Origin of the sequence: Kerstersia similis (assembly GCF_965139615.1) — a bacterium.
Classification (GTDB): Bacteria; Pseudomonadota; Gammaproteobacteria; order Burkholderiales; family Burkholderiaceae_B; genus Kerstersia; species Kerstersia similis.
The window spans coordinates 118129-138401 of the sequence record NZ_CBCSIQ010000003.1 but is presented as its reverse complement, the minus strand read 5'-3'; the positions used below and the strand labels follow the sequence as shown (position 1 = coordinate 138401).

The following is a 20273-nucleotide window of genomic DNA, read 5'->3' as shown; positions in this document are numbered from 1 at the left end:
GGGGAGCCTTTTTAGTGTGATGGCGGTGGAAGCGGCTGGCGGGATGGATGGGACGGGGCTACCTGGCTTCCACCGATACCCACAGCGGCCACGGCCTTTCCACCTTGACTGGCAGGGTATGGGTCAGGACTTCCAGCGCGGCATCTGTGTCGTGCAAAGGGTAGATGCCGACCAACTTCAAATGGCGTAGCTCAGGTTCGCAGCGGATGATGCCGCGGCGGTAGCGGCTGAGTTCATTCAGGAATGTTTCCAGCGGCATGTCGTGGGCGATCAGCAGGCCACGGGCCCAGGCCGTGTCCCGGTTCTCGTTGACGGGCACGGCGCGCGCCGTGGGTTGATCGGGGATGAACCAGGTCTGCTCTCCGGCAGCAAGGACGACGGGCGGCAGGCCGGGTGTGAGGGAATCCAGCCTGACGGCGCCCTCAAACACAGCAACTTTCACGCTTTCCTGGTGGCGCTCGATGCTGAAGCGGGTACCCAGCGCCGTGATTCGCCCTGCCGGTACATCGACCACCAGGGGACGTTCCGCATCCTTCGCGGTTTGAATGAGGATACGGCCCTCGCCCATGATGATAAGCCGTAGTGTCGAGCTGTAGGCAATATCGACGTTGCTGCGGGTGTCCAGCCAGATCTGGCTGCCGTCAGGCAGGGTATTGTGGCTGATCTGCCCGAGTTTTGTTTGTAGATCCGATCCGGTGCCGGGCAGCAGCTTCCAGTGCAGCCCGCCCCAGGCCAGGCTGCCTGCGCCACCCAGCAGAAACAGGGTTTTGAGCGTTTTCCGCCGGTGGGATGGTGCTTGCAGCAGGGATTGGCGCAGTTCCGGCGCCTGGGCCGGTTCAAAGCGTTGCTGTGCCGCCGTCACCCAGCGCCAGGCCTGTTGATGGCGTGGATTGCTGGCAAGCCAGCGATCCAGCTCCGCCTGGCTGCGCTCGCCTTCGCGCAGACAGAAGAACCACTGACAGGCTTCGTTGATCGCCGCTGTGTCGGAAGGAGAGAGGCGGGGAGGGTTAGCCATGCATGTACTCGCGCAATGCTTCGGCAGCGGCGCAATGGGCCAGGGCCTGAACCAGATATTTTCTCACCATCCGATCGGAAACCTGCAGTTTGTGCGCGATTTCAGTGGTGGACTGGCCTTCCAGCTGCGCCAGCAGAAAGGCCTGCCTGACTCTGGCGGGCAGACTGTGCAGGAGCGCATCCAGTTCACAGAGCGTTTCCACTGCCATGGCCCGCTCTTCCGGGGACGGGGCGAAATTTTCTGGGCGTGAAGCCAGCGCATCCAGGTAGGCCTGCTCCAAGGCACGGCGTCGCAGGAAGTTCACCAGCAGGCCGCCTGCCACGGTTTTGAGGTAGGCGCGGGGTTCGCGTACGGTGCTGGCCTGGATGGTGCTGTCATCGGCAGCCAGCAAGCGCAGAAAGGCATCCTGAGCAAGATCGGCGGCATCGGCAGTGTTGCCGAGCTTGCGTTGCAGCCAGGTTCTCAGCCAGCCATGATGCGACTGATACATGGCAGCGAGGGCATCGTGCTGAGCGGAGCTTCCGGTAGGCATGATCGGCAATAGGGCAGTGGGCTGAGAACAGGAACAGGGACGGTTAAAAGGCCAACCATCCGCCGGGCGCGCCGCTGGGAAGAGCCTCCGGGCACTGCCTGCTGAGTCTGGCGAATGGATAAATTCAAGCAATGCCGCCAATAATAATTTGCATTATCGTCTATGGGGGCGTCTCAGGCAAATACTCAATGCGCTGTCGGCAATTGCGCATTGTTGGGCCGGACAGGGGCGCATAGGCTATGGCCTGTGACGATGACCGAATGGGACGAGCAATGGCATTGAGAGTCAGGGAGGGCGGCATGCTGATGCTGCCGGAGGATGCGCCATGGACGGCGGGTTGGCGCAAAGGGATGGCAGCGGCGCAGCCGCGCCTGGTGCTGCATGAGCTCGCCTTGTTGGCGGCGGTGCCGGCGGAGCGCACGCAGACAGGGGTGGCGGAGGCGCAGGTTTTCGGTGGGATGGAGAGGTCGGCGGTTCAGGCCTTGGACAGGCTGGGGCCGGCGCTGGGACGTTTTGATTTCTGCGTGCTGCCGGTGCGGCGGGCCTCGTTGTGCCGTGCGCGGATGATGCTGGCCTGGCGTGCGCATAACGGCAGCAAAGTGCCCTGGCTGGGGCTGCTGGAAGGCCTGACGGCACCAGCCATCCGGGATTTGCTGCGCTTGGGCCTGGATGATTTTGTTCTGTGCGAGGCCGATGCGGACGAAGTGCAGGCCAGGGTGGCACGCTTGCCCAGATTGGCGGGCAGGGAGGATGTCCGGGATGAGGATGAGACAGGGCGGCAGCAAGGCGGCCGTGCGGCGGATGCCTCGGGCGCCATGCCTTTGTTGTCATTGTGCGGCATCAGCTACGCCCATGTGCCGTTTCAGGAAGCCAAGCGGCAGGTACTGGGCCAGTTCGAACAGGAGTATCTGAATGGCGCCTTGCGGGCGGCAGGCGGCAATGTGGCTGCGGCAGCGCGTGCGGTTTGCAAGCATAGGCGTGCGTTCTGGTCCTTGATGCGCAAGCACGGCGTGGATGCCCGGCGCTACCGACCTGAACCGCTGTCCGTGGCACGGCGTCCGGGGGCGGCGGCTTGCCAGGGTTGAGTACAATGCCGGGTGTTTTGCCTTGCGCCGGCATGATGGGGCGCCCCTTCTTGATTGGACGGAATCCGACGTGACACAGACAACGACTTTCCCCGCTTTGCGCAATGATGTGTTCCTGCGGGCGTTGCGGCGCCAGCCGGTACCGTACACGCCAATCTGGCTGATGCGGCAGGCGGGGCGTTATTTGCCTGAGTACCGTGCCACGCGTGCGCGCGCTGGCTCGTTCCTGGCCTTGGCGCAGAACCCGGCGCTGGCCGCTGAGGTGACTTTGCAGCCGCTGGAACGCTACGAGTTCGATGCGGCCATTCTGTTCTCCGACATTCTCACCGTGCCGCATGCCATGGGCCTGGGCTTGCGTTTTACCGACGGCGAGGGGCCGCGTTTCGATTTTCCGATCCGGGATGAGGCCGATGTGAAGCGCCTGGCCGTGCCGGATATGGATAAGCTGCGCTATGTGTTTGACGCGGTGACCTTGATTCGTCACGAGCTGGATGGCAAGGCGCCCTTGATCGGTTTTGCCGGCAGCCCCTGGACGATTGCCTGTTACATGGTGGAGGGCGGTGGCAGCGATGATTACCAGCGCATCAAGACCATGCTGTATCAGCGTCCGGATCTGTTGCATGCCATCCTGCGCGTCAATGCCGAGGCAACCGCCGCTTATTTGAATGCGCAGATCGAAGCGGGCGCGCAAGCCGTGATGATTTTCGACAGCTGGGGCGGTGTGCTGGCCGATGGCCTCTACCAGGAGTTTTCCCTGGCCTATATCCAGCAGGTGCTGCAGGCGCTCAAGCGGGACAGGCCGGACGGGCGTGTGCCGGTGATCGTGTTCACCAAGGGTGGCGGCCTGTGGCTGGAAGCCATTGCGGCGTCGGGCTGCGATGCCGTCGGGGTCGATTGGACGGTGAATCTGGGCCAGGCTCGTCGCCGGGTACAGGATAGCGTGGCCTTGCAGGGCTGCATGGATCCCATGGCCTTGTTCGGCGGCGAGCAGGCGATACGCGCAGAGGCGCGCCGGGTGCTGGATGCCTATGGTCCTGTCGCCACGGGCGGGCATGTCTTCAATCTGGGGCATGGTATTTCGCGTCACACGCCAGTGGAGGCCGTCAGTGCACTGGTGGATGAAGTGCACACCTATAGCCGCCATTTGCACGCGGCCCAGGTATAAGGCCAGGGCAGGCTGCTGGGTATTGGCCGCTGGGCCGCTGGGCGGGCAGGCACGGTTGCGCCGGATGCCGCCGCTTCCGCTTCCGCTGGCGGTTGCGCACCGTGTGCGGGAGTGGGCCGATGCCGGCCGGGAGGGCTCGCGGCGGGCTGGCGGCCGGGGCAGGTACTGGACTTGTGCACAGCTTGTCCTGAGGGGCAGGGGCGTGATATAAGCGCATATTTTTTATTGTAATTTTTATATCTTATTGATTTATAAGATTAAATTTTCATTGCTGCACTTTGTTGATAGGTCTGGTGCGTATTTGTGCGTTCTTCTCATGAATGCCCTGCAGGCTTTTCCCCAAAGTTATCCACAGGCGCGCAAGGGGCTGAAACCCATGCCTGCCTTTGGGTTTAACGCAGTTATCCAGAAATGGCTTTAAGTTGGATGAGCATGGGCATGAGTCCGGACGGCAACGCAGAAACGGCAGTGGCGCAACCTTGCTGGGTGCGTGTGGTGCTGGATGTCCCGTTGCCCGGGCCGTTCGATTACCGTCATGACCGGCCGCTGGCGCCTGGCTTGCGGGTCATCGTGCCATTTGGCAAACGGCAGCTGATCGGTCTGGTCGTGGATAATCCGGCGGAACCGGCCTATGACCCGGCCCAGGTGCGGGAAATCGAGCAGGTGCTCGATGATTTGCCGCCCTTGCCGGATGATTGGTTTGCGCTGGCGCGTTTTGCAGCAGAGTATTATCAGCGGCCCCTGGGAGAGGTGGCCTTGCCCGCGTTGCCGGGGCCTTTGCGGCGACCGGCGGCCTATCAGGGCAGCCGCGCAGCGGGCGGGCCGGTGGCGCGCCTGGCCCGCCGCCGCAAGCGCGCGGCCAAAGGCCAGGTGGACGAAAGCCAGACGGACGAAGGGGGAGAGAACCCGGCGCTGCCAGGCGTGCATCCCCCCACCCTGAATGCCGCACAGCAGCAGGCTGTCGATACCATTGCGGCGCAGCCGGGCTTCAAGGCATTTTTGCTGCATGGCGTGACCGGCAGCGGCAAGACCGAGGTGTATCTGCATGCCGCCGCCGAGGTGCTGCGTGCCGGACGCCAGGTGCTGATGCTGGTGCCGGAAATCAATCTGACGCCGCAATTCGAACATGCCTTGCGCGCCCGCCTGGCGCCGTTGGTCGGGCCGGAGGCTGTCGCTGTGATGCATAGCGGATTGGCGGATGGCGAACGTCTGGACGCCTGGGTGAAGGCGGTGCATGGTACGGCGCGGGTACTGCTGGGCACCCGCATGGCGATTTTCGCGCCCATGCAGCAGCTGGGCCTGATCGTGGTGGACGAAGAGCATGATACTTCCTACAAGCAGCAGGACGGTTTGCGCTATTCCGCGCGGGATCTGGCAGTCTGGCGTGCCCATGCGCTGAATGTTCCGGTCGTGCTCGGGTCGGCGACGCCGGCGCTGGAAACCTGGCTGCATGCCCAGCGCGGCAGCTATCAACGCTTGAGCCTGCCGGCGCGCGCGCGGGCCAGCACTTTGCCGGCCATCCGCTTGGTGGACACGCGTCGGCTGGCCATGGAGGAGGGGCTGTCGCCGCATTTGCTGACGGCCATCGAAGAGCGTTTGGCGCGTGGCGAGCAATCCCTGGTATTCCTGAATCGGCGTGGCTATGCGCCGGTGTTGCATTGCGATGCCTGCGGCTGGGTCAGCCAGTGCCCGCGGTGTTCCGTGCATACCGTATTGCACCGGCGCATGCGCGGCGGGAATTATCTGCAGTGCCATCATTGCGGCTTTCAGGCGCCGGTGCCGCGCGCCTGCCCGGAATGTGGCGATCAGGACCTGCGGCCCATGGGACGTGGCACCCAGCGTGTCGAAGAGGCGCTGGCCGGGCGTTTTCCGGACGCCCGTATTCTGCGTATTGATGCTGACAGCACACGTCTGAAGGGCAGTGCGGAACGCATGTTCGATAGCGTGCGTGCTGGCGAGGTGGATATTCTGGTCGGTACGCAAATGGTGGCCAAGGGCCATGATTTTCCCCGCCTGACGCTGGTCGGTGTCCTCAATGCCGATGCCATGCTGTATTCCCAGGATTTCCGTGCGCCGGAACGGCTCTTTGCGCAGTTGATGCAGGTGTCGGGCCGCGCCGGGCGGCATGAGCGGCCAGGGGAGGTACTGATCCAGACCGGCTATCCGGATCAGGAGATTTATCAGGCGGTGTTGCGCCATGATTACGAAGGCTTTGCCCGCTATTCGCTGGAGGAGCGCGAAGTGGCCGGGCTGCCGCCTTTCCTGCATCAGGCGCTGTTGGCGACCGAAGCCCGGGAGCTGGCCCAGGCCCTGGATTTTCTGGCCCAGGCGCGGGCGCTGGCCAGCCAGGTGATGGCGGATTGCGGGATGGCGCCCGATAGCGTGACCCTTTATGACCCGGTGCCGTTGCGCGTGGTGAAAGTGGCGCATATGGAGCGGGCCCAATTATTGCTGGAAAGCGCGCATCGTCCGTCCTTGCAGTTTTTCCTGCGTCACTGGGTGCCTGGCCTGCAAGGCTTGGGCCGCCTGCGCTGGCAGCTGGAAGTCGATCCGCTAGACATTTGAGTCTCTGGCTGCAGCCTGGGCAATGCTATTCTGCTAGCCTCGCGTTGCGAGTCAGCCTGGGCCCGTCCTGCATATTGCGCTAGGCCGCTCGGGAACCGGTGGTGCCGCTGATGCGGTGGCGTTGTATTGCGGCCGGGCCGCGCCAGGGGGGCTTTTTCTCGTTGGCGACGCCTGCTGAAGGCGCAGCGCAGGGGCGTTTTTTGTCATGGAAGCCAAGATGTCTAACGAGGCCGTGGCCGGGCTGAACCCGGCGCAGCGAGAGGCCGTGCTGTACCTGGATGGGCCGTGTCTGGTGATTGCCGGTGCCGGGTCGGGTAAGACGCGCGTCATTACCCAGAAGATTGCCTATCTGCTGCGCGACTGCGAGTATTCCGCAAAGCATGTGGTGGCCCTGACCTTCACCAACAAGGCCGCCAGGGAAATGGCGGAGCGCGTGGCCGGGTTGGTCGATAAGCGCCTGTCGCGCGGGCTGACGGTCAGCACTTTTCATTCGCTGGGCATGCGTATCCTGCGTGAAGAAGCGCGTCATGCCGGTCTCAAGCCGCAGTTCTCGATCCTGGATTCCGATGATGCATTGGCCATCATCCAGGAATTGCTGGATACCACCGACAAAGGCCGTTTGCGTTCGGTGCAATCGACGATTTCGCTGTGGAAGAATGCCTTGCTGGATCCGGATGGCGCGGCGGCGGCGGCGAAGACGCCGGATGATGTCGAGGCGGCTCAGGTGTACCGCAGCTATGACGCAACCCTGCGCGCGTACCAGTCCGTTGATTTTGACGATCTGATCCGTATTCCGGCCCTCTTGTTCGAGCGGAATGAGGAAGTGCGGCGGCGTTGGCAGTCGCGGGTACGTTATCTGCTGGTCGATGAATATCAGGATACCAATGAATGCCAATACCGTCTGGTACGCTGGCTGACGGGAGATCGCGCACGTTTTACGGCGGTCGGAGACGATGACCAGGCCATTTATGCCTGGCGCGGTGCGACGCTGGAAAACCTGGCGCGCCTGACAACGGACTATCCGGGCATGAAGGTCATCAAGCTGGAGCAGAACTATCGTTCCGTGCGCCGCATCCTGCATGCCGCAAACCAGGTCATTGAACGCAACCCCAAGCTGTTTGAAAAGAAGCTGTGGTCAGAGTTGGGCGAAGGTGAGCCGATTACCGTGACCGCCTATGGCGATGAAGCGGTTGAGGCGGAGTCCATCGCCATGAAGATTTCAGCGGCACGGTTTGAACGGCAGGCCGCCTGGCGTGATTTTGCCATTCTGTATCGCAGCAATCACCAGTCACGCATCCTGGAGCAGGCCTTGCGCAATCTGCGCATCCCCTACACGATTTCCGGCGGGCAGAGTTTTTTCGATAAGGCGGAGGTGCGCGATATCCTCGCGTATCTGCGCATCCTGGCCAATGAGGAAGATGATCCGGCATTCATCCGTGCTGCGACCACGCCCAAGCGCGGTATCGGGCAGGCCACCTTGCAGGTATTGGGCGAACATGCGGCGGCGCGGGGCATCGCGCTGGCGCGGGCGGTGCCGGAAAGCGGCGTGGCGGCCAAGCTGGCAGCGCGCCAGTATGAGCCGCTGAAGGTGTTCGGGGATTTCCTGGAGCGCCTGCGGCGCCGTTCCGTCCGGGATGATGCAACGGGCATGCCCGCTGCGCCTGCGTCCGAGTTGCTCGACGAACTGCTGGGCGCTATTCAATACGAGCGTTATCTGTTCGATACCTGGGATGAGCGCCCGGCGCAGACGCGCTGGATGAATGTGCTGGAGCTGGTGGATTGGCTCAAGCGCAAGGCCGATGACGACGGGCTAAGTCTGCATGAACTGGTGCAGCGTGTGGCGTTGATCACCATGCTGGATCGCCAGGAGGACGAGGAAGAGCCAGATGCCGTGAAGCTATCCACGCTGCATGCGTCCAAAGGGCTGGAGTATCCCCATGTGTACATGGCCGGTGCGGAAGAAGGGTTGTTGCCGCACTGGGGGCGTGATGACGAGGATGGCGATCCTTCGCAGGCGGCGGAGTCGCTGGCGGCACGTATCGAGGAAGAGCGCCGGTTGATGTATGTCGGCATCACCCGGGCGCAACGGACGTTGTCGATCAGCTGGTGCCGCAAACGCCGCCGCGCACGGGAAGATTTGGTGCGCGAGCCGTCACGCTTCATTGAGGAAATGGGGCTGGATGCGCCAGGCATGGGGTTGCCGGATGAGGATGCCGCCCTGTCGCCGCGCGCGCGGCTGGATATGTTGAAGGCTTTGCTGCAAAAGAAAGATTAAGAATGTGCCTGTGTCCCCGGCGCCACGCAGGCTTGCGGGCTGCCGGGGCGGGGGTCGCAGGGCAGACGCATGGTGGCCGGGCTGCCATCCGCTTGTGTGCCCTGGGCGATCTGACAGGCCTGAGTCAAGGATGAACCATGAACGCTATTCTGATAGTTGATAAACGTGCCGACCATTATGCGGAATTGATCGCCAGCGCCTTGCCAGAGGCTCGCTTGTCCGTTTTTTCTTCGCCAGACGATGCCGGGTTGGAGCAGGCCGCGGCGGTGGCGCCAATCTGGCTGGCCAGTGCCAGCTACGCTGCGCGGGTGTTGGCGCGCAGCCCGGCGACGCCCGCATGGCTGCAAACCACTTCCGCCGGGGTGGAGCCTTTGTTTGCTCCGGGTTTGCCGCGTCCCCAGCGTGCCAGCCGTGCCGTAGGCGTGTTCGGGCAGCTCATGGCCGAATATGTCCTGACGTATCTGCTGGCCTGGCGCCGCCATGTATTTGCCTGGGCGCAGGCGCAGCGTCAGGGCGTCTGGGAAGGGCCGGAGCCGGGCAGCCTGCAGGGGCTGCGTATCGTGATCGCCGGTGCGGGTGTCATCGGCCAGGAAGTGGCGGGCTTGCTGGCGCCCTTTGGGGGGTCGGTGCGTGGGGTGGCACGCCAGGCCAGGCCGATTGCGGGTTTTGAGCAGGTTTATGCGCAGGCGGATCTGCTGGAAGCGGCAGGCTGGGCCGATGTCGTGGTCAATGTGTTGCCGGAAACACCGGAGACGCGGGACATTTTCGATGCCCGTTTCTTTGCCGCTATGCCGGCCGGTGGCCTGTTCATCAATGCGGGACGAGGGACGGCGGTGCAGGATGGGGATCTGGTGCATGCCCTGGAAAGCGGCCATTTGGGCGCCGCAGCGATTGATGTGTGCCGGATAGAACCCCTGCCGGATACGCATGCATTCTGGCGAACACCAGGGTTGTGGCTGACGGGCCACAGCGCGGCACCTACGCTGCCTGCCCTGCTGACCCCGCTGTTCCTGGAGAATTTGCAGCGCTGGCAGCGCGGTGAGGCGCTGCGCGGCGAGTTGCATTTCGAACGCGGCTATTGAACGGTCGCCTGGGCCCGGCCGAATGTCGTGCTGGGCGCCAGCCTGCTGTGCGGCCGGCCGTGATGGCAAACAGCGGCCGGGTTTGCGTCACCCTGGTGCGTGCATGACAGGGGGGGCAGCCGGACTCGGCTGACGGGAGGCCTCCTGTTATTCCCTGATGCAGCATTTCGCTGATTTGTATTATGATAATTCGATTACAAGGATGCGTATCCCGTGACGAGTCAGACTTCCTCTTTTTGCCGCGCCGTCTGTGATGGCGTCACACAGTTTGTGGCCCTGGATTGGGGCACCAGTTCTTTGCGTGCCTATTTGTTGTCGGCGTCGGGCGCCATCCTGGATGTCAGGGGCAATGATTGGGGCATCATGGCCTTGCCCGGCAGCGGGGATGATGCCGCCAGCCGTGCGGCGCGCTTTTCCCAGGCGTTCTGGCAGATTGCCGGGGATTGGCTGGCACAGCCCAATACCTCGCGTCATGTCGTGGCCTGCGGCATGGTCGGCAGCGCCCAGGGTTGGCGCGAGGCTGCCTATATTTCCCTGCCTGCAAGCACCGAAGGTCTGGCGGGCAGCATGGTGAGCGTTGATGCCGGCAATGGCGTGCAAGTGCATATCGCGCCTGGGTTGATCGAACATGGCGAATTGCCCAATGTGATGCGCGGTGAGGAAACACAGATTGCCGGCGTGTTGTCGCACCTGGAGCATGCTGGCCTGGGGACTGGCGGGCGCTGGCTGATCGGCTTGCCGGGGACGCATAGCAAATGGGTGCAGGTCGAAGATGGCGTCATCGTGCATTTCGATACCTTCATGACGGGCGAGATGTTTGCGCTGCTGTCGCGCCACAGCGTGCTGGGCCGCTCCATGGCCGAGCAAGGGCTGGCGGCTGGCGACCCTGCGGCCCGGCAGGCGTTCGAGCGCGGCATCCGCAATGCGGCCTCGCTGCATGGCGACCGCGGCCTGTTATCTACGATTTTCAGCAGCCGCACACTGGGCCTGACGCAAGCGCTGTCTGGCGCGGAACAGATCGACTATCTCTCTGGACTGCTGATCGGGCATGAAATCCGTGGCCTGCTCGCGGGTCTGTCCGAGGCGTGGCGGACGGCGCGGGTCGCCGTGGTCGGGCGTGCGCATTTGTGCCAGCGTTACCGCCAGGCCATGCTCGTCAATGGGTTGGATGCCATTTCAGTGGATGAGGACGCGACGGTACGCGGGCTGTGGGCCTTGATCAGTGCCCAGGAACAACACGCGGGCTGAGACGCAGCGGGGGCAGGGGAAATGCCTTCGGACAGCAAAAACCGTTGCCGGGGCCGGTGTCGGCCCGGCGCGCAGGGAGAGTGCCGGCCGGCTGCGGCCGGCGGTATCAACAGGAATCAGAAATAGCCATGAATCACGAATTGTCAGCCCATTTCAAGCAAACCTTGTCCGAAACCGGCATGGTCGCCATTCTGCGCGGGGTACGCCCTGACGAAGTGCTTGCCATCGGTGAGGCGCTGTATGCCGCGGGTTTTCGCCTGATCGAAGTGCCGCTGAATTCGCCGGAGCCGCTGGAAAGCATCCGGCGCCTGCTGGCGGTTTTGCCGCAGGATGCGATCATCGGCGCGGGAACGGTCATGAGCCCGGCGGCCGTGCAGGAGGTTTATGACGCGGGCGGACGTCTGGTAGTGATGCCGCATGCGGATCTGGCCGTGGTGCGTGCTGCCCATGCGGCCGGCATGGTCGTGACGCCGGGCGTGGCCACGCCCACGGAAGCCTTTGCCGCGCTGGATGCGGGGGCGGATGGCCTCAAGGCCTTCCCGGCCGAAGCTATGCCGCCGGTGGTGATCAAGGCCTGGCGCGCCGTGGTGCCGAAATCGGTGCCGCTGCTGCCCGTGGGAGGCATCAAACCGCAAAGCATGCAGGCTTATCTGGAAGCCGGCGCCTCGGGCTTCGGGCTGGGTTCAGCGCTGTACCGGGCGGGTGACGACGCGGCAACGGTGGGTCGCAACGCGGCCGCGTTCATGTCGTCCTGGCGCGCCTTGCGCCAAGACGCTTGAGGCGCCTGAGGCGTACGCAACAAGCCTTATCTTTTTGATGGCCGCTGCCTGCTTGCGCAAGCGGCCCATTCCTTTTTAGGCCTGCCCGTTAGGGCACCTGACGGCAGGATGTACGATGAAAATTACCCGTTTGACCACCTATCTGGTACCGCCGCGCTGGTTGTTCCTGAAGATTGAAACCGACACCGGCATCGTGGGCTGGGGCGAGCCCGTGCTGGAAGGCAAGGCGGCCAGCGTCGCGGCCGTGGTCGAGGAAATGGCCGACTACCTGATCGGTCGCGACCCGCGCACGATCGAGGACCACTGGAACGTGCTGTACCGTGGCGGTTTCTACCGTGGCGGCGGCCTGCACATGAGCGCGCTGGCCGGGATCGACCAGGCACTCTGGGACATCAAGGGCAAGGCGCTCGGCGTGCCCGTGGCTGACCTGCTGGGCGGCCCGGTACGCCACAGCATCAAGGTGTATTCCTGGATCGGTGGCGATCGCCCCGCTGATACGGCGCGTGCAGCGCAGGAAGCCGTGGCGCGCGGTTTCCAGGCCGTCAAGATGAACGGCACCGAGGAAATGCAGTACATCGACAGCTTCGACAAGGTCACGGCCGCGCTGGCCAACGTGGCTGCCGTGCGCGAAGCCGTCGGCCCCAATGTGGGTATCGGCGTGGACTTCCATGGCCGCGTGCACAAGCCTATGGCGAAGGTGCTGATGCGCGAGCTGGCGCCCTACAACCTGATGTTCATCGAAGAGCCCGTGCTGTCGGAGCACTACGAAGCCCTGAAGGAACTGGCGCCGCATGCCAGCGCGCCGATCGCCCTGGGCGAACGCCTGTACTCGCGTTGGGATTTCAAGCACATCCTGAGCCAGGGCTATGTGGATATCGTCCAGCCCGATGCTTCTCATGCCGGCGGTATCACGGAATGCCGCAAGATCGCTGCCATGGCGGAAGCCTATGACGTCGGGCTGGCGCTGCATTGCCCGTTGGGGCCCATCGCGCTGGCGGCCTGCTTGCAGATAGATGCGGTGTCATACAATGCGTTCATCCAGGAACAGAGCCTGGGAATCCATTACAACGCCAGCAATGATTTGCTGGACTATGTCAGCAACCCGGAGGCGTTTGCCTACGAGGATGGCTACGTCAGGATTCCGCAGGGGCCTGGCCTGGGAATTGAAGTGAACGAGGATTATGTCGCTGAGCGTGCCAAGGTGGGCCATCGCTGGCGTAACCCTGTGTGGCGTCATCGGGACGGTAGCGTAGCGGAGTGGTAGGGCTTGGCAACATATTCGGGTCGTAGCCTGCATGGGCAGGTGGTTCATGAGCTGGGAAGGCGCATTGCGGCAGGCCGCTACGCGCCGGGCACAGCCTTGCCCAGCGAAGAGGAACTGTCCCTGGAGCTGAGCGTCAGCCGGACGGCGCTGCGCGAGGCGACCAAAGTGCTGGTGGCCAAGGGCCTGCTGGACGTCAAGCCCAGGCTGGGCATGCGCGTGCGTCCGCTGGACACCTGGAACCTGCTGGATCCGGATATCCTGGCCTGGCGTGCAGCGGCCGGTCTCAGTCTTGAGTTCCTGCGGCAGTTGGCGGAAGTCCGAGAAGTGCTGGAACCGGGCGTGGCGGCCTTGGCGGCGCGCAAGCGGACTCCGGAGCAGTTGCAGCGGATCGAGCATGCCTATGCCTTGATGGAAAGCGCCAAGGATCAGCACGCCTGGGTGGAGGCCGACCTGGCTTTTCATCGGGCTGTGCTGGCGGCCGGTGGCAATGCCATGCTCAATACCCTGGTGTCCCTGATCGAAATGGTGCTGGAAGGCGTGCTGGTGCTGAACGCCGAACACGCTTCCAGTTTCAATCTGTCCTTGCCTGAGCATGGACGGGTATGTGTGGCTATCGCCAGGCAGGATGAAGTGGCGGCGCATGCCGCCATGCTCGGCATGCTGGTGGATGCACGCAAGCGCTTGCCCGATGGGCGGGCGCCGCGTTAATAGTACCGACGCAGCGCAGGTCGGTCGGAGGGGGGGGCGGGTAAATTCGGAGAAGTCTGCCGGGCCTTAGCCCCAAGTTAATTGTATGATGATAATTTTATATCTCTAATGGCTGCGGGGCACCCGGCGCTTAGACCGGAAACCAGAGTGCTCTCGACTGGAGGAAACATGAAGCAAGGCATTATCCGATTGGCTGGCGCGATGGTCGCGGCAGCAATGTTTGCAGGCGCTGCCCAGGCGGCGGAATATCCGACACGTTCTATCGAACTGGTGGTGCCAACGGCCGCTGGCGGTGGTACCGATGCGGTGGCGCGCGCGTTCGCCGAAGCCATTAAACCGCATCTGGGCCAGGCCATGGGCGTGGTGAACAAGCCGGGTGGCGGTACGGCCATCGGGACGGCGGATGTCGCCAAGGCGCGTCCCAATGGTTACAAGCTCGGGATGGTCGTGGTGGAAATGGCCATTCTGCCCAGTCTGGGCCTGGCACCGTTCAAAACCAGTGATTTCACGCCCATCGCGCGTATCAATGCCGACCCGGCTGCGGTAACGGTGCGGGCCGATGCGCCCTGGCAGACCCTGGAAGAATTCAATGAGTACGTGAAACAGAACCCTGGCAAGGTTCGTGTCGGCAATGCAGGAACCGGTTCGATCTGGCACCTGGCAGCCATTGCCTACGAGCAGAAGCTGGGCAGCAAGTTCAACCACGTGCCTTATGATGGCGCCGCGCCCGCCGTGACGGCCTTGCTGGGCGACCATATCGAAGCGGTGACCGTGAGCCCGGCGGAAGTCGCCACCCATGTCTCTTCCGGTACGCTGCGTACCCTGGGCGTCATGGCGGATGAACGCGCCCGTGGTTTCGAGGAAGTGCCGACCTTGAAGGAAAAGGGCATCGACCTGTCCATCGGAACCTGGCGTGCGCTGGTGGGCCCCAAGGGCCTGCCGCCGGCCGTGGTCGAAAAACTGCGCGTGGCCTCTCGCCAGGCAGCAGAAGAACCGGCTTTCATCGAGGTGCTGGAACGCCTGAACCTCGGGCGCGTGTTTGATGATGCCGACGCCTTCCAGGCCAGTCTGACCCAGGAAGAAGCGACCTTCAAGGCATTGATCGACGAGTTAGGACTGCGTCGCTGAGCGCCAACAGCTAGGGGAAGCGCCCGTTGCATATGCCGGGCGCTTTTTGCCGTCATGCCGCCGCTATGGTGTAGTGGGCAGAGGCCTGGGCTGACAGGTATCTGCAGGCAGAGAATATTGAGTCCCTGTCAGGATAATCATCGTGTTTATAAAAGATAAAGCCAGCGCACTGGTGGGCGTGCTGTCCATGGGAGGCGGCCTGGCGGCTGTCGTGGTTGCACGGGGGTTCCCGCCCAGTCTGACCGATACCGATATTGGCCCGAGCGTGTTTCCGATGGCCTATGGTGTGGTCTTGGCGCTGCTGGGACTGCTCTTGCTCATCACCAGCCTGCGCAGCCGGGTGCTGCCTGCGCCTGTGGCCAATCCTGCTGCTGTGGTGCAGGAAGCTTTGCAAGAAGCGGCGGACAGTGCGGACCCGGAACACGCTCCGGTGCATTTTGGCCGTCTGGCGTTGGGCTTGATCGGCGCCGCGCTGTATATCGCTGCCATTGTTTATGCGGGATTTGCGCTGTCCACCGTCCTTTACCTGTGGTTGATGATCTCCCTGCTCAAAGGGCCGGGTGCCATGTGGCGCTTTTCCACCATCGCGCTGGCTGTGCTGGTCGGGCTGGTGGTGTATGGCGTATTCGTCGAACTGCTGCAGGTACCGCTGCCTGCCGGCGAGTGGTTCCTGGGCGACGAGTGAAGCACGGAGTAGGGAAGAATGGATAATCTGATGTCGCTTTTGCAAGGCGCGCAAAGCCTTGCTATGCAGTGGGACGCCATGGTGCTGGCGATTGCCGGCGTGGCGCTGGGCATTCTGGTCGGCGCCTTGCCCGGCCTGTCGGTCACCATGGGGGTAGCCATCATGCTGCCGTTCACCTATGGCATGGAACCGCTGCATGGTTTGCTGCTGTTGTCCGGGATTTTCTTCGGCGGGGTGTATGGCGGTTCTATCACGGCCATTCTGCTGCGTATTCCGGGTACGCCGGCGGCCGCCGCCACGGCCTTGGACGGCTATGCCATGACACGCCGCGGCGAGGCAGGCCAGGCCCTGGGGGTGGCGGTATTTTCTTCCGTGACCGGGGGCATCATCAGCGTGCTGGTGCTGATCTTCCTGGCGCCCTTGCTGGCCAATTTTGCGCTGCGCTTCAGCGCTGCCGAATCGTTCGCGCTGGCCGTGTTCGGCCTGAGCATTATTTCCAGCGTGTCTGGCGGGTCGGTGCTCAAGGGGCTGCTGGCCGGGTTTGCCGGGCTGCTGCTGGCGACAGTCGGCATGGATCCGCTGGTGGGCCTGCCGCGTTTCACCGGAGGGATGTCCGAACTGTACTCGGTGCCGTTCATTCCCATCATGATCGGTTTGTTCGCAGCGGCGGAAGCCTTCAAGATGCTGTCGGAAAGCAGCAAAGCCAGCGAAGTGAAAACCGTGATCGGGCGTATTCTTCCGACCCGGGAAAACTGCCGCAAGGTCTGGGGCACGATTTTGCGTTCCAGCGGCCTGGGGACGGCCATCGGTATCATTCCGGGGGCAGGGGCGGATATCGCGGCCTTTGTTTCCTACGGGGAAGCGCGCCGTTTCAACAAGCATCCTGAAAAGTTCGGCAAAGGGGCCGTGGAAGGGGTGGCGGCTGCCGAGGCGGGCGCCAATGGCTGCACCGGCGGCGCCATGCTGCCCATGCTGACGCTGGGCATTCCTGGCGATGCCGTGACGGCGATCATGCTGGGGGCGTTGACTTTGCAGGGCATGCAGCCCGGACCGCGGTTGTTCCAGGAGCACGGCGATCTGGTCTATACCTTGTTTGCCGGCTTGCTGTTCTGCTATGTGATGCTGCTGGTGGTGGCGTTGATGTCCATGCGCTTCGTGGCACGCATCGTACAGATCCCCAAGCAAATCCTGATGCCGCTGATCATGGTGCTGGCGGTGGCTGGCGCCTATGCGATCGGCAACAGCCTGTTCGATGTCGGCATCATGATGGTGGCCGGCGTGGTTGGCTACCTGATGATCAAGGCCTCGATTCCGGTGTCGCCTATGGTGCTGGGGCTGGTGCTGGGCCCCATGGCGGAAAGCAATTTCCGCCGTGCGCTGGCCTTGTCCGAAGGCAGCTACGGCTTTTTGTATGAGCGCCCGATCACCTTGGGCCTGCTCAGCCTGGCCGTCGTGACAGTGCTGGCACCCCTGTTCAGCGCCTGGCGCAAGCGCCGCGCGGCACGCAAGACGGCGGCGCAGTCCTGATACACGCAGGCATGGCGCCGCCCGGCGCGGTACCATGCCGTTGAAGAAAAATTGAGGAGACAGAGAGATGGAACAGGTGCATGTCCTGCAGGTGGCCTATGTGCCGCATTTCCTGGAAGACCAGATGCGGCGTCATTTCCAGGTACATCGGGCCAGCGAGGATGCCGCGCCGGGATCGCTGGGTGAAGTCGCTGCCCAGGTTCGCATTCTGGTAGCCAATGGCGAATCCAAGATCCGTGCATCATTGCTGGAGCAACTGCCCGCGCTGGAGCTGATTGTGGTGTTTGGCGTCGGCTACGATGGCGTGGATGTGGCGGCTGCCCGGGCGCGAGGCATTGCCGTGACCCATACCCCGGATGTCCTGACCGACGATGTGGCCGATATGGCATTCGCCTTGCTGCTGGCGCAGGCTCGCCGGGTCGTGGAAGCAGACGCTTTCGTGCGCGCCCGGCGTTGGCAGGAAGGGCCGTTCTCCTGGTCGTTCCGGGTATCTGGGCAGAAGCTGGGCGTGGTCGGCATGGGGCGGATCGGCCGAGCGGTGGCGGCGCGGGCGGCGGCCTTCTCCATGGAGGTGAGCTATACGGCGCGGCGTCAGGCAGCGGATGTCAGCTGGCGGTATGAGCCGTCCCTGGTGGCCTTGGCCCGCGAGGTCGATTTTCTGGTGGTATGCACCTATGGCGGCGCCAGCACGCAAGGGCTGATCAGCGCCGAAGTGTTGGATGCGCTGGGCCCGGATGGCCGCCTGATCAATATTGCACGGGGTTCGGTGGTGGATGAAACCGCCCTGATCGCCGCCTTGCAGCAGGGCCGCCTGGGTGGGGCGGCGCTGGATGTGTATGCGCATGAGCCCAACGTGCCGGAAGCGCTGTGCGCCCTGCCGAACGTGGTATTGACCCCGCATTCGGCCAGCGCCACCACGCAGACCCGCAAGGCCATGAGCGACCTGGTGTTTGCCAATATGCAGGCACACCTGGAAGGCCGGCCGCTGCCGACACCGGTACCGGATTAAGCCGCAGCCCCCGTATTCGTACCGCAGGGGTAGCGGTACGCGTCAGCCCGAAGCCGCAGCCGCTGCTGCGGCTTTGTCGCGCTGGCGCCCGGGTGGCGGGCCGCTGCTCTGCGCTGTTACGCAGGTTGTTCGGCCGGGAATTTGCGGCTGCCAGGCCGAGCCATAGAAGACGGCAATCAGCGCGATAGCCAGCCTCTATGCCGCCTTTCCGTCCCTGGTAGGCGCCGGGCCAGTCGCTGTGCGCCTGAGCGCCCGATACCGGTTTTATTATTTCCATAAAGAATAAGTAATAATAAATTCTGTATATCCTGGTTTTAAGAAGCCGTGGTTAGATAGCACCCATGCCAAGCCCTGCGGGTTTTCCCCAGTGAGCTCGTGGCGCTACTTTGGAGCAGATTGAGATGAAGAAGACTTTGAAAGCCGTGGCTGCGCTGTCTCTGGCCCTGGTTGCCGGCCTGGCGCATGCGGATCGCCTCGATGACATCAAGAAGGCTGGTGTCCTGAAGGTCGCCGCATTTGACAGCAACCCGCCGTTCGGCTTCGTGGATGAAAAAAGCCGCCAGATTTCCGGCCTGGATGTGGATTTCGGCAAGGCCTTCGCTGACAAGCTTGGGGTGAAACTGGAAATCGTGCCGACCAATCCGGCCAATCGCGTGCCGCTGCTGACGTCCAATAAGGTCGATCTGGTCCTGGCCAACTTCACCATCACGGACGAGCGTGCCAAGCAAGTGGATTTCAGTATCCCCTATTTTGCTTCGGGCACCCAGTTCATCGCCCGCAAAGGTACGCTGACCTCGCCTGAACAGCTGAATTCTCTGCGTGTCGGTGTGGACAAGGGCACGGTCAATGAAATCGTGCTGCGCGAAAAGTTCCCGGGCGCCACCATCGTGGCCTATGACGATACGCCGTTTGCCTTTACCGCGCTGCGCAACGGTAACGTGCAGGCCATTACCCAGGACGGCCCGAAGCTGATCGGCTTGCTGGCCAATGTGCCGGACAAGGAAACCTGGGAAATTCCGGCATTCGCCATTTCCAGCGACCTGATCGGTGTGGGTATCCCCAAGGGTGAAGAGCGCCTGAAGGCTTTCGTCGATGAAACTCTGGTGGAACTGGAGCAAGGCGGCAAGGCCCAGGAAATCTATGATGCCTGGTTCGGCCCGGATACCAAGACGCCGCTGACCCGCATCTATCGCATTGGCGACAAGCAGCCCTGATTGCTGGCATTGCAGCGAACAGGCCGGCCAGGTTCATGAATCCACCTGGCGGCTGATCCCAGGCCCGGACGGTGTTTCCAGACCGTCCGGGCCTGTCGCGATTGTGCCGCAGCCAGGCGAACCCAGCCGGTACAATCCCGTGCGGGCGCATGGCGCGCCTGCACCTTGCGCGGTTTTCTTTTGGCCCGCTGCCGTGACTGGCGGCAGGGCCGCCTGATTTTTCATTGCCCATGTTTGCAGACTGGCTTGCGCCCAAATATCTCGATTGGCTCTTTGAGGGCTTCAAGGTCACCTTGCTGCTATCCGTACTGGCCTGCGTTGCAGCGACGGTGCTGGGGGCTGTCCTGTGCCTGGCGCGTTATTCGCGCTGGCGGGCCGTGAGGTTGCCGGTTTCGCTGGGCTTGAGCTTTTTTCGCAATACACCGCTGCTGGTACAGCTGTTCTTCTGGTATTTCGGCGTGTCGGCGCTGCTGCCGCAATCCTGGATGCTATGGCTCAATAGCGTGCATCGCCTGGAATTCGGCGTTTTCGGCGTGCAATGGCCTAGCTTCGAGTTTCTGGCGGGCTGGTGGGGGCTGACGCTCTATACCACGGCGTTCATTGCCGAGGAATTGCGCGCCGGCATCCAGGCCGTGCCGCAAGGACAATGGGAAGCGGGGCGGGCGCTGGGTTTGCCCGGGCGGGACATCTGGCGCCAGATCGTGCTGCCGCAGGCATTCCGGATATCCATGCCGCCCTTGCTGGGGCAGTATATGAATGCAGTCAAGAACTCCTCGCTGACCATGGCCATCGGTCTGGCGGAGCTGTCCTATGCGTCACGCCAGGTTGAAACCGAAACCTTCAAGACTTTCCAGGCTTTTGGCGTGGCCACATTGCTGTACATCGCGATTATCGCGGTGATCGAAGCGGTCGGTTACTGGATGCAGCACCGCTACCGTTTGAAAACATGAGCCCGTGGCGCCTGCCGGAAAAGACGCGCCGCCGGTGGGTGG

17 protein-coding genes are annotated in these 20273 nt (G+C 63.0%); 15 read left to right on the top strand and 2 right to left on the bottom strand.

The window, feature by feature from the left end; all coding sequences use genetic code 11:
* Positions 1 to 58: 58 nt before the first annotated feature.
* Together ACNA1V_RS03190 and ACNA1V_RS03185 are read right to left on the bottom strand one after the other, a co-directional pair.
* Positions 59 to 1015 carry a FecR family protein gene (locus ACNA1V_RS03190; protein ID WP_415832140.1) on the bottom strand — a complete coding sequence of 319 codons (957 nt, stop codon included), beginning with the start codon at positions 1013 to 1015 and terminating at the stop codon, positions 59 to 61.
* A complete protein-coding gene (locus ACNA1V_RS03185) occupies positions 1008 to 1547 on the bottom strand; it encodes a sigma-70 family RNA polymerase sigma factor (RefSeq protein ID WP_415832139.1) in 540 nt (179 codons plus the stop codon). The genes ACNA1V_RS03190 and ACNA1V_RS03185 overlap by 8 nt, the downstream gene beginning before the upstream one ends.
* Positions 1548 to 1846: 299 nt before the next feature.
* Between ACNA1V_RS03185 and ACNA1V_RS03180 the strand changes: the two genes are divergently transcribed.
* The 15 genes from ACNA1V_RS03180 (at position 1847) to ACNA1V_RS03110 (ending at position 20231) form a co-directional block, all read left to right on the top strand.
* Positions 1847 to 2632: a hypothetical protein gene (locus ACNA1V_RS03180; protein ID WP_415832138.1), complete on the top strand. Its 786-nt coding sequence runs from the start codon at positions 1847 to 1849 to the stop codon at positions 2630 to 2632.
* Between the two features lie 70 nt (positions 2633 to 2702).
* Positions 2703 to 3797 (top strand): uroporphyrinogen decarboxylase, encoded by a 1095-nt coding sequence (gene hemE, locus ACNA1V_RS03175; RefSeq protein WP_415832137.1) that lies wholly within the window; start codon positions 2703 to 2705, stop codon positions 3795 to 3797.
* A gap of 432 nt (positions 3798 to 4229) precedes the next feature.
* Positions 4230 to 6362, top strand: a complete 2133-nt coding sequence (locus ACNA1V_RS03170) for a primosomal protein N' (RefSeq protein WP_415832225.1) — start codon at positions 4230 to 4232, stop codon at positions 6360 to 6362.
* 217 nt (positions 6363 to 6579) lie between these two features.
* Positions 6580 to 8637 carry a UvrD-helicase domain-containing protein gene (locus ACNA1V_RS03165; RefSeq protein WP_415832136.1) on the top strand — a complete coding sequence of 686 codons (2058 nt, stop codon included), beginning with the start codon at positions 6580 to 6582 and terminating at the stop codon, positions 8635 to 8637.
* A gap of 137 nt (positions 8638 to 8774) precedes the next feature.
* Positions 8775 to 9719: a D-2-hydroxyacid dehydrogenase gene (locus ACNA1V_RS03160; RefSeq protein WP_415832135.1), complete on the top strand. Its 945-nt coding sequence runs from the start codon at positions 8775 to 8777 to the stop codon at positions 9717 to 9719.
* A gap of 213 nt (positions 9720 to 9932) precedes the next feature.
* Positions 9933 to 10967: a 2-dehydro-3-deoxygalactonokinase gene (locus tag ACNA1V_RS03155; protein ID WP_415832134.1), complete on the top strand. Its 1035-nt coding sequence runs from the start codon at positions 9933 to 9935 to the stop codon at positions 10965 to 10967.
* Positions 10968 to 11095: 128 nt separating this feature from the next.
* Positions 11096 to 11746 (top strand): 2-dehydro-3-deoxy-6-phosphogalactonate aldolase, encoded by a 651-nt coding sequence (locus tag ACNA1V_RS03150; RefSeq protein WP_415832133.1) that lies wholly within the window; start codon positions 11096 to 11098, stop codon positions 11744 to 11746.
* A gap of 115 nt (positions 11747 to 11861) precedes the next feature.
* Positions 11862 to 13010 carry a galactonate dehydratase gene (gene dgoD / locus ACNA1V_RS03145; protein WP_068371341.1) on the top strand — a complete coding sequence of 383 codons (1149 nt, stop codon included), beginning with the start codon at positions 11862 to 11864 and terminating at the stop codon, positions 13008 to 13010.
* Positions 13011 to 13013: 3 nt separating this feature from the next.
* Positions 13014 to 13718 carry a FadR/GntR family transcriptional regulator gene (locus ACNA1V_RS03140; RefSeq protein WP_415832132.1) on the top strand — a complete coding sequence of 235 codons (705 nt, stop codon included), beginning with the start codon at positions 13014 to 13016 and terminating at the stop codon, positions 13716 to 13718.
* Between the two features lie 168 nt (positions 13719 to 13886).
* Complete coding sequence (locus tag ACNA1V_RS03135; RefSeq protein ID WP_415832131.1) at positions 13887 to 14846, top strand: tripartite tricarboxylate transporter substrate binding protein; 960 nt, start codon at positions 13887 to 13889, stop codon at positions 14844 to 14846.
* A 142-nt stretch (positions 14847 to 14988) separates the two neighbouring features.
* Positions 14989 to 15531 carry a tripartite tricarboxylate transporter TctB family protein gene (locus ACNA1V_RS03130; protein WP_415832130.1) on the top strand — a complete coding sequence of 181 codons (543 nt, stop codon included), beginning with the start codon at positions 14989 to 14991 and terminating at the stop codon, positions 15529 to 15531.
* A 30-nt stretch (positions 15532 to 15561) separates the two neighbouring features.
* Complete coding sequence (locus tag ACNA1V_RS03125) at positions 15562 to 17058, top strand: tripartite tricarboxylate transporter permease (protein ID WP_415832129.1); 1497 nt, start codon at positions 15562 to 15564, stop codon at positions 17056 to 17058.
* A 67-nt stretch (positions 17059 to 17125) separates the two neighbouring features.
* Entirely contained in the window at positions 17126 to 18067 is a 942-nt protein-coding gene (locus ACNA1V_RS03120; RefSeq protein ID WP_415832128.1) for a 2-hydroxyacid dehydrogenase, read from the top strand.
* Positions 18068 to 18468: 401 nt separating this feature from the next.
* A complete protein-coding gene (locus ACNA1V_RS03115; RefSeq protein ID WP_415832127.1) occupies positions 18469 to 19281 on the top strand; it encodes an ABC transporter substrate-binding protein in 813 nt (270 codons plus the stop codon).
* 230 nt (positions 19282 to 19511) lie between these two features.
* Positions 19512 to 20231, top strand: a complete 720-nt coding sequence (locus tag ACNA1V_RS03110; protein ID WP_415832126.1) for an amino acid ABC transporter permease — start codon at positions 19512 to 19514, stop codon at positions 20229 to 20231.
* The last annotated feature ends 42 nt before the right edge of the window (positions 20232 to 20273 follow it).

What these genes read in the sequence shown, in the direction of transcription:
- ACNA1V_RS03190 (WP_415832140.1), bottom strand. Translation starts at nt 1,015, where the DNA reads ATGGCTAACCCTCCCCGCCTCTCTCCTTCCGACACAGCGGCGATCAAC.
- ACNA1V_RS03185 (WP_415832139.1), bottom strand. Translation starts at nt 1,547, where the DNA reads ATGCCTACCGGAAGCTCCGCTCAGCACGATGCCCTCGCTGCCATGTAT.
- ACNA1V_RS03180 (WP_415832138.1), top strand. Translation starts at nt 1,847, where the DNA reads ATGCTGATGCTGCCGGAGGATGCGCCATGGACGGCGGGTTGGCGCAAA.
- ACNA1V_RS03170 (WP_415832225.1), top strand. Translation starts at nt 4,230, where the DNA reads ATGGGCATGAGTCCGGACGGCAACGCAGAAACGGCAGTGGCGCAACCT.
- ACNA1V_RS03165 (WP_415832136.1), top strand. Translation starts at nt 6,580, where the DNA reads ATGTCTAACGAGGCCGTGGCCGGGCTGAACCCGGCGCAGCGAGAGGCC.
- ACNA1V_RS03160 (WP_415832135.1), top strand. Translation starts at nt 8,775, where the DNA reads ATGAACGCTATTCTGATAGTTGATAAACGTGCCGACCATTATGCGGAA.
- ACNA1V_RS03150 (WP_415832133.1), top strand. Translation starts at nt 11,096, where the DNA reads ATGAATCACGAATTGTCAGCCCATTTCAAGCAAACCTTGTCCGAAACC.
- dgoD (WP_068371341.1), top strand. Translation starts at nt 11,862, where the DNA reads ATGAAAATTACCCGTTTGACCACCTATCTGGTACCGCCGCGCTGGTTG.
- ACNA1V_RS03135 (WP_415832131.1), top strand. Translation starts at nt 13,887, where the DNA reads ATGAAGCAAGGCATTATCCGATTGGCTGGCGCGATGGTCGCGGCAGCA.
- ACNA1V_RS03125 (WP_415832129.1), top strand. Translation starts at nt 15,562, where the DNA reads ATGTCGCTTTTGCAAGGCGCGCAAAGCCTTGCTATGCAGTGGGACGCC.
- ACNA1V_RS03120 (WP_415832128.1), top strand. Translation starts at nt 17,126, where the DNA reads ATGGAACAGGTGCATGTCCTGCAGGTGGCCTATGTGCCGCATTTCCTG.
- ACNA1V_RS03115 (WP_415832127.1), top strand. Translation starts at nt 18,469, where the DNA reads ATGAAGAAGACTTTGAAAGCCGTGGCTGCGCTGTCTCTGGCCCTGGTT.
- ACNA1V_RS03110 (WP_415832126.1), top strand. Translation starts at nt 19,512, where the DNA reads ATGTTTGCAGACTGGCTTGCGCCCAAATATCTCGATTGGCTCTTTGAG.